This is a genomic window from Streptomyces sp. NPDC054887, assembly GCF_053610585.1.
Genome location: NZ_JBSGYQ010000048.1, coordinates 11,383 through 26,491 on the forward strand (window position 1 = coordinate 11,383; position 15,109 = coordinate 26,491).

A 15,109-nucleotide genomic window follows, 5' to 3' on the forward strand; every position below is an offset into this window, starting at 1 on the left:
ACGTAGCGGCGGGAACACGTAGCGGTGGACGCGGCCCCCGGTAGCCGTCACCGCTGACGGGCCCCGTCCGCCGGTCACGCCTGCGGTGTCCAGCGCTGCGACGCATCGTCCGCGCACGTCTGCGTCACCAGGCCGCTGCTCATGCCGAGCCCCGCGCGTCAACGCCGCCGGGTTGGCGCCGACTTGACCGTGCCGCCATGTTTCCCTTTCCGGTGCCGGCCGAGGATGAGCTTCGGCCGTACGCGTCTGCGCCCGGTGTTCCCTCCCCCCGGCCAGCGGGGGAGGGAATACCGGGCGCGGGTCGTCCCGGCTCAGGCGCGGGCCGGCGTCTGTCCGGCCGGCGCGTGCTCGGCCGCGAGCGCCCCGGCGTCGCCGGTGGAGCGCGAGCCCGTACCCGGCCGAGATGACCAGCGCGCCGAGGATCAGCGCGGACTTGGGACCGCGTGCGTTGATCAGCTTCCCGCCGACCGGAGAGACGATCATCATCGTCACGCCGCCGGGCGGTCCGTCAGTCCTCCACCCCGGCCGGGACGTCGACGCCGACCGGGCCGTTCACCCCGGCCGGCGTCCTGGCACAGAGGTACGGACGCGCCAGCAGCAGCCCGGTGGCGGTCATGACGATGCCGCAGTAGACGGGTGCGAGATGGATGAAGTCGGTGTAGTGGATGGCTCCGTGCACCACGACGGCAGGCAGGAAGCCGGCGGCCGCCGCCGCGCCCAAGGTCCAGAACACCCAGCTCTCACCCCGCCGCCAGCCCCACGCGCTGAGCAGCGTGATCGCCACCGCGGCGGCCATCAGGGCGCCGCCGAACCCCGCGCGGTCATGCGCGACGAACGGCACGAGCCGTGGATTGACGGCTTCCAGCATCTGCGCGCTGGTGCCCAGGAAGGTCAGGTCGCTCGGCACGAAGACACCGGTCAGACCGACCACCGAGATCACCGCTCCGCCGGCGAACAGCCCCGCTCCCGTGACGATGAGCAGCAGTTGCCCGGCCAGCGCTCTTCGTCGCTCCGGCTCCGGCCCCTCGGGCGCGAGACGCCACCGGGGTACGTGCGGGGTGCGGCGGACCCCGGCCACGAACATCGGGAACAGCACGACGACGGTGGCCGTGTGGAGGGGTTCCACGTAGCCGATGGCCAGGAAGTAGAAGAGGGTGGGGAAGCCGATCGCCCCCGACAGCAGGTACACCTCACGCGCCCACGGCCACCCGCGCCTGATGCCGCCGACGGCGAGACCGGTGTAGAGGGCGCCGATCGCCACCATCGTGCCGGCCATGGTGATCCGGTCGTGCTGGAGGAAGTGCACGAGGTGATGGTTGGCGGCGTGCAGTTCGTGCAGCGTCATGCCGAGGTAGTCGCGGTCGTACCAGAGCAGCACCGGCCCGAGCGTGATCGCAGCGGCGCCCAGTCCGGCTCCCGTCATGCCGAGCCCGACGAGCAGCGCCCACCACCAGGCGGGCCAACGCCGGGGGTTGCGGCCCGCGTCCCGGAGGGCCGGAGCGGGCGAGGTGGGCGTGGCCGTCTCGGTGACCCGCGCGAACCAGCCGGGTCCGGCCGCGACGAGCACCCCCGGCCGGGCGAGCACGACGGCGCCCGGCTCTTCGAGCGCGGCGGCCGCGGCGGTGACCGACGGGTCCGACACACGGACGACGTGCGGGTCGTCGCCGGTGAACCCGTCGACATGGGGTCTGAGGGCGGCCTCGGCCGCCGCGTCGCAGGCGCCGACGACCAAGGGGACCGTACGGCCGTCGGCGGCCTCGCGCACGGTCCGCGCGTCGGCCGCCGAGACGGGCGAAACCTCGACGACACCGGCCCCGAGCGGTGGCATGGCCCGTACCGCTTCACGGGCGAGCGACGGCGGCACGGATATGCCCAGACGTACGGTCACGGGCACCCCCGCGACCTCGCCGCCGAGCCGCTGCGGCGGATGGCGGTGGCCGAAGCCCCGGGCGATCAGCCGTGCGCCGGCGGGACGCGACCCGATCGATGCCAGCAGGCGCAGCGCGGTGCGCTGCGAACGGCGCCGGCCGAGGACGGCCGCGGCCGCGCCGCGCAGGGGGTGATACGTCCAGTCCGGCATCAGCGGCCGCCGCTGTCCGTCGCATCGCCCTGGTGACCCGGCGCGGTCCAGCCGAGCACCGGCGTCATGGATCGCAGCGTCATCCGCGTCGGCACGAGCCGGGCCGCCGTGTCGCGCAGCAGCACCGCCGGGGGCCACGAGAGCTGCCCGACCGCGCCCAGCCGGGCGGAGCGACGCGTGATCGCCCGGGTCCTCGGGCGACGCAGCCGGTCGTACGAGCGGAGCGCGGCGGTCACGTCCGGGGTCTCGTCGAGGCAGTGGGCGAGGGTGACCGCGTCCTCCAGCGCCTGGCACGCGCCCTGACCCAGGTTCGGCGTCATGGCATGGGCGGCGTCGCCCAGCAGCGCCACCCGGCCGTGGACGAAGGAGGTCAGCGGCGGCAGGTCGTACAGGTCGTGGCGGAGCACCGCCTCCGCCGGGACGGCCGCCAGCAGGCCGGGGACGGGATCCGGCCAGGACCCGAAGCGGCGCACCAGCTCCGCGTACTCGGAGGTGCGGGAGGCGGTTCCTTCCGGCAGCGACGCTGTCGCGAAGCAGTACGCCCGCCCGCCGGGCAGCGCCGTGTAACCGAACCTCTCCCCGCGCCCCCAGGTCGCCGCGCCTTCGGAGGGCGGCGCTGCGAGGGGCTCGGTGACCATGCGCCAGGCGGTGTAACCGGCGTACCGGGGGCCCGCCGCGTCCGGCCACAGGTCGCGGCGGACCGTACTGCGCAACCCGTCGGCGCCGACGACGAGGTCGGGCCGGGACCCGCCCCCGTGGTGGTCGACGACGGGACGGAGGTCCACGCGGTCCGGCCGGGGCTCGCCCCTGTGGTCATCGACGGTCGGGCTGCGGCCGTCGGCGCGTACGGAGGTCACCTCGCTGCCGGGCCGCAGGCACTCGGCGGGGAGCGCCTCGGCGAGTACCCGCAGCAGGTCGGCCCGGTGCAGGACGACCAGGGGATGGCCGAAACGGCGCGCCAGCTCCGCGGTGTGCGTACGGGACAGCCAGCGGCCCCTGCGGTCGCGTACGCCGCCCGAGGTCTCGACGGCGCCGAGTGCCCGTACGGTGCCGGCGAGGCCGAGCGCTTCGAGGGCGTGCAAGGCGTTCGGCCACAGGGAGATGCCTGCGCCGATCTCGGTGAACTCAGGGGCTCGTTCCAGTACTTCGACGCGCCAGCCACGGCGATGGAGGGCGACGGCTGCCGCGAGGCCGCCGATTCCGCCGCCGACGATGGTCACGGCGCGCTGCGGCATGGTTCCTCGCTCTTGGTTCGGGGGCGCCGCCCCCGGTCGAGCGGCCGTCGGTCCGGGGCCCGAAAGGCGTACGGCGCGGCCCAGGTCTGAGCGGCGCCTCATAGCAACATGTCGACAGCGGCCTGTCAACGTGCCGCCGCACCAATGACCGCGAGGGAGAGGGTCTCGGCGTCGACCACAGAAGGCGGAGTGTTTTTCTTGATCGCTCCGCTCGGCTGGACGCAGAGATCTATGACGGCAACGACCAGTCGGCATCCGACCGCCGGGGAGGGGCAAGGGCTACCAGCGGATGCTGGCTGACATCCAGAGTGGCCACATTGACGCGGTGATCAAGGGTTCTCCCGCCCTTTAGGCCACGGCTCAGCCTGCTCGCGCGTGCACGACCCCAGGCATCCTCCTGGCGGCCCGCGCTCAGCCCAACAGGTTTGGTGCGTCACGAAGCACGGACGCCCGTTGGATGAAAGCACTAAAGCGGCACGTACGGCACTGGAGGACGAGGGCCACGGACCTAGCTCAACGGCAGCACCGCAAGCATGACGGCATACACCGGAGAGTCCGGGAAGGGCTGGCGCTGCCCGACCTTGCTGAAGCCCCAGCGCTCGTACAGCGCCTGGACCCTCGGGTGCTTTACGTCCACCAGGAGTACCGCGAGGTCCTCGTCCCGGCCCTCGAAGAGCGCCCGGGTCAGCAGCTCCGCAACACCCCTCTTGCGCCACTTCGGGACGATGGCCAACTCGGAGTATGAGAACGTCTGGCTCTTCTCCGGAGCGGGGTCGAGGTGCTCGCGCCACCACTCGCGCTCGGGAACCGCCGGAGCTCCGTACGCGAAGCCCACCGGTTCCATACCGTCATAGGCGATCACACAGGCGAAGTCCGGGTTGCCGCCCCAGTGATCCACGAACCAGGGAAACTTCTTCTTGAACTCGTCGTCCCGGTCCGCGCCTTGCGCTTCGGCGTGCAGGTCGATCAACGTCTGACGGATCTGCGGCAAGTCTTCATGGGTGAAGTGTCGGACGTCCAGGTCGGCGGCGATCAAGCTCGGCTCCATTCGGATCGGTAGCGGTCTCCCCACTCTCGCGCCACGGTGGCACTCGGAGCTAAGGCGATCAAGTCCCTGTAGTAGTCGCCAAGGAGAGACCTCATACGGCCGGGGATGGGGTTGCCCGCCATCAGTTCGAAGACCGTCGAGGCCGTGGAGCACGCCTGGTCGATGTCCCGCTGGTGAAGCTGGGCGAGGGCGAGCCGTGCGGTGGCCAAGGCGCGGTTGCGTCGAAACTGGTCAGGGATGGCGGACAGGGCCTGGTGAGAGGCGGCCTCGGCTTCCGCCGCGTCCCCGATCCGGTCCCGGACGATGGCCGTGATGGCGACCAACTCAGCGGGCCCGTAGAAGGTCACCCAGCTCGGTCGGGGTTCGTCGAAGGACGCCTTGCCCATGGCCTCTTCGGCATACCCGAGGGAGCGCAGGGCGGCCTTCCGGTCGCCCAGGTTCGAGTAGCCGAGGGCCGTACGAGCGTGGGCCAGGGAGCCGTACAGCGGGTCTCGCCGGGCGATGGCCGTCGCCTGTGCCGCATACCCGGAGTCCACAGCCTGTGTGTACTGATCTCGATGGTGGGCGAGCATCGCGTAGGAGTTCCAGACCCTCAGCTCTGCGACGGCATCCTTGGCCATCCCCGCCAGGTACAGCGCACGGTCCAGATGGCGCTGGGCGCGGTCGAGCCGGCGGGCGTCGATGGCGGACCAGGCAGCCGTTGCGGTGTAGTCGGCGGCCACGCTGAACAGCCGTTGCCGGATGCGCTGTGAAGCCGCCTGCTTTTGCCTTTCCAGGGCTTCCATGGCCCCCGAGAGGGCTGCTCGCTCCAGGCCCTCGTGGCCGCCCCGCGAGGCATCCAGGGCCATGAGGGCATCCAGCCCGCTGCGGAGCCGGATCACGTCCGATGAGCCGACAGCGGTCGGTCGGTTCACGAGTCCAGGGGCGACGACAGCGGCCGTCGTGCCGGTGGACGCGGTGAGGAAGTCACGTCGCCGCACGGGGTGCTCCGGTGTGGTGGAGGGACTGCGTCTGCCCGCAGGTGGGCTGAAGCCCAGCTCAAGGGCGGTACATCCGAATACTGCCTCTAACGCCGCACGTTGCCGAGGGTGAGGCCAGGCCGTTTTTCCGGTCAGCCAGTTGCGGACGGTCCGGTCGCTCACGGTTCCCTCGTGGCGGAGTGACCGCAGGTGGGCGTTGACGGCGTCGGCCAACTCGGCTTGGGTGTAGCCGCATTCTTGCAAGGCGCTGTAGAGGCTCTCATTCCCCGGCACGTACCCACGGTAGCGATTCGCTCCACCTCCGCAGGACGAGACGACCGGAAATTTCCGGTTGGGCCCAAGGCACGCCTCCGGCACTTTTCCTCCCGCCGGACGGCCAGGAGTCGTTGACTCAGTGGAGGCCGCACACTTCGCACCCATTGAGGTCCTGATGACGGTGACTACTACGCCACGCCCTACAGGGCACCCCGGCTACTCCCAGACGCTTCCCCGCGAGCCGGAGAGTGCCTCTGTGGCCCGCCAGTTGGCTCGTACCGCGCTGGCGGCGTGGGGCCAGGAGGAGCTCGTAGAGGACGCCGTGCTGATCATCACCGAGCTGGTCTCCAACGCGGTCGACCACGCCCGCATCGGCTCGATCAGGATCCTCGTCTCCCAGCCCTGTGAGACGTTCATCCACATCGGTGTCGTGGACCGGTCGAAGGCCATGCCGCTCATGCGGCCAGACGCCAACGGCGACCAGCTCCGCGGCCGTGGCCTCCTGATGATCGACGCCCTGACCGACCGCTGGGGAACGGACCTGTATCCCTGGGGCAAACAGGTCTGGGGCGAGCTGAATTGCAACGGCCCCGCGGACTCCCGTCCATCTGGGCGGGTATCCACAACACCCGAAAAGGAGACTCACATGAGTGACAGCGGAAAGCACGGCGGTCAGCCCTCCGACAAGCCTTGGACTCCCCCGAGCCCCTCGGAGCCGAGCCCTGACGGGTCGGGGCCGAAGAAGTGATCCCGACGCGAGCGCAAGAAGGCCACGCCGCCCTCGTCCGGTTACTGGACGAGCAGGGGCTCCTGAGCCCCACCTGGCGTCGGGTGTGGGAGAAGCTCCCCCGTCACCATTTCATCCCGCAGGAGATCTGGCGCCAGCGTCCGGACGGGTGTGAGCCCGTCACGACGTACGAGGACTGGTGCGATCTCGTCAGCAGCGACGAACCGGTGATCATCCAGGTGGACGACGGAAACGAGGACGGGCCCGGTGTGGCCACGTCCTCGAACTCCATGCCCTCCATGGTCGCCAGGATGCTCGGGCTCCTCCAGGTCAAGAACCACGACCGTGTCCTCGAGATCGGCACCGCTTCCGGTTACGTGGCGGCTCTGCTGGCCGAGCGCCTCGGGGACCGCAATGTCTACAGCGTCGAGATCGACCCGCTCCTGGCCGCCATGGCGACCAACCACCTGCGGCCCCTCGGTTACACGCCGAATCTCCGCCTCGGTGACGGAGAGCTGGGGTGGCCGGAGGAGGCACCGTTCGACCGGCTCATCTCTACTTGCTCGCTCCGGCACGTGCCGTACGCGTTCGTGGAGCAGGTCCGGCGCGGAGGCATCATCGTCGCCCCGCTGTACCGCGACTTCTGGAGCGGCGCCCTGGTCCAGCTCACCGTCCAGACCGACGGCCGGGCCTGGGGCCACTTCCAAGGCGGAGCTTCCTACATGCCCATGAGGTCGCACCGGGCAACGGCGACCGTGGAGGTCGACTCCTCCACCGCCCGCTCCCGGACAGCCGGCCTGGACCCCGAGGAACTGCTGTCCTTGGGCTTCGCCCTGTACGCCGGGGCCCGCCTGCCGGGCGTCTGGATGCAGCACTCCCGGACCGGGGACACCGTGAAGGTCTGGGCTCGTGGCGAGGACGGATCGGCGACGTCCATGGCGAAGGGGGAGGACGTGTGGCAGTACGGTCCGCGTGACCTGTGGACGGAGATCGAGGCCGTGCACCGCGAGTACGTAGCCCTCGGCCGACCTGACGCCCAGAGCTTCGGCCTCACGGTCACGGCCGAGGGCCAGCAGGTCTGGATGCACCACCCGGGGGCGACCGTGGCCCCCATGGCGAGCGGTACTTACCGCTGATCTCCCTCGTTGAGCCGAGGCCACTTGATCCCAGGAGGCTCACCCGGTTCAGCGAGGTGCAGAGAGCCCCGACTGTCCTCGGACGGTCGGGGCTCTGTCGGCGTCACCGTCAGGTCCTTGAGGAATAGCCCTCAGTAGCTTCCCCTGGCTGAGCAGCCTGACGAACCGAGAGCCCACGCGACCCGCAGATCAGCAAGCGATAGTCTCCACCGACAGCTTGGCGGTCGGCTGCGAAGTCCCTCGGGCGTGATCATCCTGCCAGGTGTCCGAGGTTCTTTCTGGGCAACCGGCGGTGTGCCGGTCGGCGCGGTCGAGCACTATGGGCCGGCTCCGGCAGGAACACACACCGCAGACAAGCGCGCGCCCTCGCCACGTCAGATTCATCCGCCGGGACCCGCCAGGGTGGCGTCCGTCCCGCGTCCGGTTTCAGGCCATGGCCCGGCTCGCGGCGGCGATGAGAGCGTCGGTCGCCGCTATGGCGGCCTCGCGGCGGGCGGCCAGCACGGTGTGGTCGGCGGCGTTCCGCAGGTTGAACGCGGTGTTGGCTGCGTGCCGGGCCGGTTCCGCGAGCGATTGTTCGAGGACGGAGACCGCGACCAGCGGGGCGGTCACGGCCGAGCGTGTGGCGTGGGAGGCCAAGCGGGCGGCTTGGACGGCCTCCTCGGCGGCGCCGTCCAGGCGCAGGGCTTCGCGATGCCACACGGCCCGCCGGTGGTCGCCCAGGGCAGCCACCAGTTCGCCCAGCGATCTGCGCAACGCGTCGGCACGCTGGTCGGCGCGAGCGGCGCTTTGAGCAATACGCGCGCTTTTGATCTGCAACAGCCCTGTGAGCCCGCCCCCGAGCAGCGTGCCGACCACGGCGATGACGCTGGGCCACATGGCAGGTCCTTCCCTGGGAGCGGTGACGAGGTGCGGACGGTCGCAGCCGCCCCAGTAACGCTGGGTTCGGGCGCAGTGTACGGAGTAGAACACCGAGCGGGGCGGGCTTCCGGCCACGTTCCGGCGGGCGGGAGGCGTCCCATCACAGGTACGTTCGGTACGTCCTGCACCTTTGATGCGCAGGTCCGGTCGCACATGAACCTGTGCATCCATGGCTGAACTCTTCGCCTTGCTGAATGTCCGGCGTGAGGGGAAGCTGGGAGCGTGACCAACCGGACGTATCACGGTGATGCGCTGCTCGTCGCGGGTCGGCTTCAGCTGCCCGTCGAGGCAGATCTGGTGGCCCTCGGTCCCGACCTCGAAGAGTGGCGCGGCATGCTGCGCGGTGTTCCGACGAACCGGATCTTCGATCTTCACGACAGCGAGAATCTGCGCCTCCAGCTGCCGGGCGGCGAAGAGCGTCAGGTGCATGAAGAACGAGTCAGTCATGCGCACGAGAGCGAGTTCACCACGGTCCCGATCTCGGGAGACGGCGCGCCGCCGTTCTGAGCGCAGGCGAACGGGCGGCCGGGCCCCGCAGTGACGTTCGCGTACAGCGCCACCCCCCCTGACCCGCCGTGCCCCCAGGTCGAAGGGCGCCCTCGCCCCGCGTTCACACACCCCCACCCTCCTCGGCGGTGACAGGGGCAGCCGGGCCGAGCATCCCGGGGATGTCGAGGAGCGTGAGGAACGCGGTCGCCGCGGGCGTGCGGCTGCCACGGCTCCAGATGACGTATTCGGCGCGGGCCGGCGCGTCAGTGACCTCGACGGTGACGACGCCGGTGAGCTGCGGCACGTATGCCGAAGGGAGCATCGCGATGCCGAGGCCCTGCCCGACGAGTCTGGCCAGGTAGTCCGCGTTGGTCACTTCGTAGGCGACGTCGCGGCCCAGGCCGGCTGCTGAGAAGGCCTGGTCGGACTGGACCCGCCCGGCGGTCCCGGCGGGCAGGTCCACGAACACCTCCGAGGAGAGCCTGCGCAGGTCGACCTCTCGTTCGGTGGCCAAGGGGTGGTCCGGAGCGACCACGGCGACGAGGCGGTCGCGGGCGAGTTCGTGGGCGGCGACCCCCCTCGGGCGCCCTGTGGTCGGAAGCCCCAGGAACGCCACGTCGACCGCGCCCTGCTCCACCTGCTCGGCGAGTTCCTCGCTCGCGCCCACCCGCAGGCCGATGCGTACGTGCGGGTACTGCTCGCGGAAGTCGCGCAGCGCCCCCGGTACATCGACCGCGGCGACGGTCGGGATCAGGCCCACGGACAGCTTTCCGCGCACCTCCCCGACAGCCGCGGCGACCTCGGCGGCCGCCCGGTCGGCGGCGTTAAGACACTGTCGTGCCGAGGGGAGGAACGCCGCTCCGGCCGGTGTCAACCGCACCCGGCGGCTGGTGCGCTCGAAGAGTCGCGCGCCCAGTTCCCTTTCCAGGCGCGCGATCTGGTGGCTGAGGGCGGACTGGACGACCAGGCAACGTTCGGCGGCCCGCGTGAAGCTGTTCGTCTCGGCGACGGCCAAGACGTAGCGCATTTGCTGGAGTTCCATGGGGCCATGTTCCATCGCGATCCGTGATTGCTGGGATGACAAGCATGTGTTGGACTCATCGATCGGCCCACCATGAAACTGCGGGCATGACGAATTCGGCGGTACAGCGGGCCTCCACCGGAGCCGGCAGCGGCCTTCCCGGCGGCAGCTGGCCCAGCACACTCTTGACGGCGCTCGCTCCCGCGGCATGGGGCACGACCTATGTCGTCACCACCGAACTCCTGCCCCAGGGGCACCCGTTGTTCGCCGGTCTCCTCCGCGCACTGCCCGCCGGCCTGATCGCGCTGGCGATCTCCCGGACGCTGCCGAGCGGGGTGTGGTGGGGGAGAGGCGCGGTGCTCGGCGTGCTGAACATCGGCATGCTGTTCCCGCTCCTGTTCGTCGCGGCCGAACGCCTGCCGGGGGGCGTGGCCGGCACGCTCGCAGCAGCCCAGCCGCTCGTCGTCGCCGTCCTGGCCGTGATGCTCCTCCGCGAACCCTTCTCCGCCTGGCGCCTGGCGTGGGGGCTGACCGGCGTGCTCGGCGTCGGCCTGGTGGTGATCGGACCGGACGCGGCCCTCGACGTCGCCGGGATCGTGGCGGGCCTCGGCAGCGCGGCGACCATGGCGCTCGGCGTGACGCTCACCAAGCGGTGGGGACGTCCCGCCGAGGTCGGCCCCACCGCCTTCGCCGGGTGGCAACTCACCGCGGGCGGCCTGTTCCTGCTGCCGGTGACCGTGGTGTTCGAGGGATCGCCTCCCGCGGTGGACACGGCTGGTGCCGTCGGGTACCTCTGGCTGGGCCTGGTAGGGGGACTGATCTCGTTCGTACTGTGGTTCCGGGGTGTCACCACACTGCCCGTCGCCTCCGTCGCGGTGCTCGTCCTGCTCTCACCGCTGGTCGCCGCGGTGCTCGGAGCCGTTCTGCTCGGCCAGACACTCGGCCCGGTGCAACTCGCCGGGTTCGGCCTCGCCCTCGCGGCGATCGTCGCCGGCCAACTGCCCGCACCCTCCAGCCCGGTGAGACGACAACGCCCGGACGGTTCATGGCTCAGGAGTGCTTCGACAGGACGCCGGGGAGCCTGTGCGGGCACCAGGCGGGATGTGAGAGACCGCCGATGTGGCCACCAAGATCTCGAAACGGGCCCCGGTGACCCGCGGTGTACGGACAATTGAAGATCAGCCGGGCACGGAGTGGGCCACTGCCCCGCGCGTAGGAATCCGGCGATGTGGTGAGATGGGAGACAAGTCATGCGTACGCGTATAGGTGTCTACGTCGCACACCCGCGGCCGGGGAGCTTCAATCATGCCGTGTTCGACGCCGTGGTGGAGGAGCTGCGCGGGCGGGGATGTGACGTAGTGGCGCACGATCTGTGCGCCGAAGGGTTCGCACCGCTCCTGTCGGCCGACGAGACGGGGACGGTCCGGCCGGCGTCACGATCCCACGACGAACAGGTGGCGTCGCACCGGGACGAGGTGGCGACTCTCGACGCCATGGTGTTCGTCCACCCGAACTGGTGGGGCATGCCACCGGCTGTACTCGCCGGCTGGATGCAGCGCGTGTTCGTGCCCGGCGTCGCCTACAAACTCGGTACTGCCGAGGGCGAGCCCACGGGGCTCCTGAAAGCCGGCAAGGCCCTCGTCCTGAACACCTCCGACACCCCTGCCGAGCGTGAAGAGACCGAGTTCGGGGACCCGCTGCACAGCATCTGGTCGGCGTGCGTTCTGCCGTACGTGGGGGTCACCGACGTACGCCGGGTCGTCTTCCGCACTGTCGCGGACTCGGACGACCAACAACGTGCGGTGTGGCTCAAGGAGGCACGTCGGCAGGCGAGTTCACTACTCGGCTGAGCCGGGGCGTACTGGGAGGCCGCGCCCGGTCGCCGGGGCTCGTTCCCGCGCGGGACAGCCGGTAGCAGCCGCAGTGTCCGGGCAGGCAAGCGGGGACGCGCGGCCGGTCGTACCCGGTCGCGCGTCCCCGGAACCGTGCGTGCCATGCACGCACACATCGCTCAAGTCATACTCACGTCCGCCCGGCGGCGGTCAGCGCCTGAAGGTGTCCTTCGACCTCTCCTTGGTGGCGCGGGCCTCGCCGCGAGCTTGCAGGGCAGCACCCTTGGCGGCGGTGGTCTCCTTGCCCGCCGCGTGGGCCACCTTCCTCACGGCCTTCCCGACAACCTGCTCGGCCTTGGCCTTGGCTTTCTCTCCGGCACTCATGTCGGTCCTCTCGTAGGTGCTCATCCATGCGCCTGCCCCTGACGTCGCCGCGGAAACTGGCACCGCCGGCATGGCGTGCGTCGCGCCGGCTCGCACGCCATGCGCGCCAGTGCTTCCCGGGTCCTCGCGTGGAAGCGCGCCTTTCCCGCCGCCATACTCGAAGGACAGGACGGACGCGCAGGGCTGCGAGAGGCGGGACCCGCGATGCCGGCTCCAGGAAGCGACCGGTACGGCGAGCGGATGTTCCGCCCGCAGGAAACCGGGGAAGACGACCGGATCGATCTCGGGGCCCTGGCGTACGACGACGTGACCTTCGCGCGGCTGCGGGAGCTGGGCGTCGGGCCGGGCTGGAACTGCCTTGACGTGGGTGCCGGAACCGGCACGATCGCCCGACGCCTCCTGCGCGGAGCAGGGGCGGCACGGGTGCTCGCCGTCGACCGCGACGTCCGCTTCCTGACCGCCGACCCGGTGCCGGGGCTGGAGGTCGCGACGCTGGACATCACAGCGCCGGACTTCGCCCCGGGGCTGTTCGACCTCGTGCACGCCCGCTTCGTACTGATGCACCTGCCGGATCCGGAAACGATGATCTCCCGGCTGGCTGCGCTGGTGGCCCCCGGCGGCGTACTCGTGCTCAGTGACGCCATCGACCTGACCACCGCCGTCGAGCCGCCGGCCCCGTACACCCGCGTCATGCGAGCCATGTGGGAAGGACTACGCGCGACGATCGGCACCGACGTGTCCTGGGTTCCGAGGTATCCGCAGCTCCTGCGGAGCGCGGGCCTGCGGTCCGTAGCGGCGGAGGTGTACGTTCCTCCACTCGTCCCGGGCAGCCCCATCAGCCGCTTCTGGGCCGACACCTGGCAACGCGCCCGCGAGGCGATGGTCGCCACCGGCCTGCTGGACGACGGCGGACTCGACGAGGCCGTCCAGGGTCTGGCCACGCCCGACTGGGCAGGCCTGTCGCCCGGGATGATCACCGTGTGGGGCCGTCACCCGGCGGAGCCTCCGCCGGAGCCCGCACATCGGCCTGCGGGCCCCTGAGACGCCCCAAAGGGCGCCCGCCGCACCCCGGGGAGGTGCGTCGGCGGTCACGCAGATGCGGAAGAGAGGCGTCTGGGGTCACGCAGACGTGGAAGAGGGGCGTCAGCGGTCACGCCGACGCCCCGCCCCACCGAGGTCTACTCGTCGATCGCCGCTCCGAACCGCGCGTTGGACACCGGCGCCCCGAGGCGTGCACCGTCGTAGGTCCACGTGCCCTGCGCGACCAGGCCCGATGACGACGTGGGCAGAACCCACAGGAAGCCGTCGTCGGTGTTCTCGCCCGGCGCCGCCGCCAGCAACCCGAAGCGGCCGTCCTTGTTGGCGTCGATCAGCCGCACCTGGCCACCCCAGCGGTCCGAGGTCTCCGCCGCGCCGGGGATGTCGGGGTGGTTCTGGTCGAAGCTGCGTGCTCCGTTCGCCGTCAGCCCGCCCGGTGCGCCGCGCAGCGCCCAGACCGCGCCCGCGTTGGAGACGGAGCCGATGTCCTCCCCGGGTGCGCCGACGGCGAGGTCCGGCATGCCGTCGCCGTCGGTGTCGCCGGAGGACATCTCGGCGCCCCACTGGTCGCCCGGCTCGGCCGTTCCCGGGACTCCGGGGGAGTCCTGCGTCCATGTCTGCGCGGCGGTCGGGTCGAGGCCGGAGAGGTCGCCCCGGCCCAGGTACACGGAGACGGATCCGCCGACGGGCGAACCCGCGCCCGTGTCGCCGATGGCCAGGTCGTCCTGTCCGTCCCGGTTGAAGTCACTGGAGACGACGGCCGGACCGCCTTCGAACGAGCCGCCGTCCCCGAGCTCCTCGACGCCGGGGGCGCCGTGCAGGACCTGGGTGGCACCGATGCCCGGCTGGTCGCCGGTGGTCACCCCGGAGATCGCCAGGTCCGCCCAGCTGTCCTCGTTGTAGTTGCCGTGGCTCAGGCTGCGGAAGGCGAAGCCGGTCCCCGGCGGGGCCACATCCCGCGCCCGGACGGTCCTGTCCACCTGCCGCAGCCGCTGGGCCGTCGTCGCCGCGGGCGGGGCGGTGAAGAACAGCAGGGAGTCGTTCTCCACGACGGCGATGCTGTCGCGCAGGTTGGCGTCGGGGTCCGCCGGGTCGGGGGCGAAGTACCGGGCCGCTTCGACCGCCCGCCCGAAGTTCGCGCCGGCCCGCAGCTCGCCGGGGTTCTCCAGCCAGGTGCTGTCCGAGCCGTGCAGGCCGGTGGGCGAACCCCAGAAGACGGTGGCGCCGCCCGCGTCGGACAGCCCGGCCAGGTCCTCCCCGGGGATGCCGACGATCGCGTCGTCGTATCCGTCGTTGTCCAGGTCGCCGGAGGCCACGGCCTGCCCGAAACCGTCGCCGGCCTCGGCGCCGCCCGGGACGCCCGAGGTGTTCTGGTGCAGAACGCTCTTCTTCGTGGTGCTGAGACCGCTCGATGAGCTGTACTGCACGGTGATGTGACCGGCGCCCGCCGCGCCGCCCACCGTGGCGCCCGGGGCGCCGATCAGCACGTCGTCGAACCCGTTGCCGTCGTAGTCGCAGTTCCGCTGCTGCCAGCCGATGGACGGAAAGGGCGCTGCGGCCTGCGCGGCGGGGGCCGCCACCACTGCGCCGCCCCCGAGGGTGAGGAGTGCTGCGGCCGCGAGGGCCGCGCTTCTGAAGTGACGCACCGGAGAGAACTCCTTGGTCTCCTAGTTGCCTACGACGTCCTGCTCGGCCCGGTGAAGCACGCCCGGTGCAGGTTCCGGGCGCGCCGGGCAGCGCCGCCGCCGTTCCCCCCGTCGGACGCCGTCGCTCGGTGTGCGGCCCGCTGGTGGGGTGGTGCGGTGAGGCGGGTGGTGCGCCGAGGACAACACCCGTATCGCCCTCACCCAGAAGACACCTGAAGTACGCCCAGGGTTGTACTGCCTTGTTCAGCCGCTTGCGCGGAGGCTTGCACCGGAGCGGCGACGACCACGTGCTGAGCCCCGCTCGATGGGCTCCCCGG

Annotated in this window: 14 protein-coding genes; 6 read left to right on the forward strand and 8 right to left on the reverse strand. The window is 71.1% G+C overall.

Annotated elements, in window-relative coordinates:
- Positions 1–508: 508 nt before the first annotated feature.
- The 4 genes from ACWGH0_RS24525 to ACWGH0_RS24540 form a co-directional block, all read right to left on the reverse strand.
- Complete coding sequence (locus ACWGH0_RS24525) at positions 509–2,080, reverse strand: hypothetical protein (protein WP_453406372.1); 1,572 nt, start codon at positions 2,078–2,080, stop codon at positions 509–511.
- On the reverse strand, positions 2,080–3,315 hold the full coding sequence (locus tag ACWGH0_RS24530; protein ID WP_453406373.1) for an FAD-dependent monooxygenase: 1,236 nt from the start codon (positions 3,313–3,315) through the stop codon (positions 2,080–2,082). Before ACWGH0_RS24530 ends, ACWGH0_RS24525 begins: the two co-directional genes overlap by 1 nt.
- A gap of 508 nt (positions 3,316–3,823) precedes the next feature.
- Entirely contained in the window at positions 3,824–4,363 is a 540-nt protein-coding gene (locus tag ACWGH0_RS24535) for a GNAT family N-acetyltransferase (RefSeq protein ID WP_453406374.1), read from the reverse strand.
- Positions 4,348–5,343: a hypothetical protein gene (locus ACWGH0_RS24540; RefSeq protein WP_453406375.1), complete on the reverse strand. Its 996-nt coding sequence runs from the start codon at positions 5,341–5,343 to the stop codon at positions 4,348–4,350. The genes ACWGH0_RS24535 and ACWGH0_RS24540 overlap by 16 nt, the downstream gene beginning before the upstream one ends.
- 430 nt (positions 5,344–5,773) lie before the next feature.
- Between ACWGH0_RS24540 and ACWGH0_RS24545 the strand changes: the two genes are divergently transcribed.
- A complete protein-coding gene (locus ACWGH0_RS24545) occupies positions 5,774–6,346 on the forward strand; it encodes an ATP-binding protein (RefSeq protein WP_453406376.1) in 573 nt (190 codons plus the stop codon).
- Entirely contained in the window at positions 6,343–7,461 is a 1,119-nt protein-coding gene (locus ACWGH0_RS24550) for a methyltransferase domain-containing protein (protein WP_453406377.1), read from the forward strand. Before ACWGH0_RS24545 ends, ACWGH0_RS24550 begins: the two co-directional genes overlap by 4 nt.
- Before the next feature lie 426 nt (positions 7,462–7,887).
- Here the strand turns inward: ACWGH0_RS24550 and ACWGH0_RS24555 are convergent, their stop codons facing one another.
- Positions 7,888–8,340: a protein kilB gene (locus tag ACWGH0_RS24555; protein ID WP_453406378.1), complete on the reverse strand. Its 453-nt coding sequence runs from the start codon at positions 8,338–8,340 to the stop codon at positions 7,888–7,890.
- A 264-nt stretch (positions 8,341–8,604) separates the two neighbouring features.
- On the opposite strand from ACWGH0_RS24555, the gene ACWGH0_RS24560 reads away from it, so the two are divergent.
- Positions 8,605–8,889: a hypothetical protein gene (locus tag ACWGH0_RS24560; protein WP_453406379.1), complete on the forward strand. Its 285-nt coding sequence runs from the start codon at positions 8,605–8,607 to the stop codon at positions 8,887–8,889.
- A gap of 103 nt (positions 8,890–8,992) precedes the next feature.
- Here ACWGH0_RS24560 and ACWGH0_RS24565 read toward each other — a convergent pair whose 3' ends face one another.
- Positions 8,993–9,913 carry a LysR family transcriptional regulator gene (locus ACWGH0_RS24565; protein ID WP_453406380.1) on the reverse strand — a complete coding sequence of 307 codons (921 nt, stop codon included), beginning with the start codon at positions 9,911–9,913 and terminating at the stop codon, positions 8,993–8,995.
- 86 nt (positions 9,914–9,999) lie between these two features.
- On the opposite strand from ACWGH0_RS24565, the gene ACWGH0_RS24570 reads away from it, so the two are divergent.
- Together ACWGH0_RS24570 and ACWGH0_RS24575 are read left to right on the forward strand one after the other, a co-directional pair.
- Positions 10,000–11,067, forward strand: a complete 1,068-nt coding sequence (locus ACWGH0_RS24570; RefSeq protein ID WP_453406381.1) for an EamA family transporter — start codon at positions 10,000–10,002, stop codon at positions 11,065–11,067.
- A 75-nt stretch (positions 11,068–11,142) separates the two neighbouring features.
- Positions 11,143–11,742 (forward strand): NAD(P)H-dependent oxidoreductase, encoded by a 600-nt coding sequence (locus ACWGH0_RS24575; RefSeq protein ID WP_453406382.1) that lies wholly within the window; start codon positions 11,143–11,145, stop codon positions 11,740–11,742.
- A 192-nt stretch (positions 11,743–11,934) separates the two neighbouring features.
- Here the strand turns inward: ACWGH0_RS24575 and ACWGH0_RS24580 are convergent, their stop codons facing one another.
- Entirely contained in the window at positions 11,935–12,132 is a 198-nt protein-coding gene (locus ACWGH0_RS24580) for a hypothetical protein (RefSeq protein WP_453406413.1), read from the reverse strand.
- Between the two features lie 180 nt (positions 12,133–12,312).
- On the opposite strand from ACWGH0_RS24580, the gene ACWGH0_RS24585 reads away from it, so the two are divergent.
- A complete protein-coding gene (locus ACWGH0_RS24585; RefSeq protein WP_453406383.1) occupies positions 12,313–13,149 on the forward strand; it encodes a class I SAM-dependent methyltransferase in 837 nt (278 codons plus the stop codon).
- 137 nt (positions 13,150–13,286) lie between these two features.
- On the opposite strand, the gene ACWGH0_RS24590 is transcribed toward ACWGH0_RS24585, so the two are convergent.
- Positions 13,287–14,792 (reverse strand): FG-GAP repeat protein, encoded by a 1,506-nt coding sequence (locus ACWGH0_RS24590; RefSeq protein WP_453406384.1) that lies wholly within the window; start codon positions 14,790–14,792, stop codon positions 13,287–13,289.
- Between the last annotated feature and the right edge of the window lie 317 nt (positions 14,793–15,109).